The organism is Pseudomonas sp. SIMBA_068 (assembly GCF_046534705.1).
Lineage (GTDB): Bacteria > Pseudomonadota > Gammaproteobacteria > Pseudomonadales > Pseudomonadaceae > Aquipseudomonas > Aquipseudomonas putida.
Genome location: NZ_JAWRYI010000523.1, coordinates 1 through 272, shown reverse-complemented (window position 1 = coordinate 272; position 272 = coordinate 1). Strand labels below are relative to the sequence as shown.

1 pseudogene is annotated in these 272 nt (G+C 67.6%); it reads left to right on the top strand.

What is annotated here, in order from left to right:
* Positions 1-272 (top strand): annotated as a pseudogene (locus SB756_RS30225) (dienelactone hydrolase); the annotation flags it as partial.

Here is a 272-nt window from a genome sequence, read left to right as displayed (position 1 = left end):
GACCAGTTGGTGGCTGTGGACCGCAACGCCGAAGCCTTGGCCCGCAAGCTGCCCATCACACCGGATTACCGCCTGCTGGCCGGCGCCGGGCATTTTGTGTTCATGGCGCGCTGTGACGATGAACAGCGCGCGCGCATGCCGGCACTGTGCAAGGACGCGGACGGCCTCGACCGCCGGCATATTCACCACTCGCTGCAACGCGACACCGCATCCTTCTTCAGCCAGACCTTGGGCGCGCCAGCGCTGGACCAGCGCTCAGCCGCGTCGGCTGC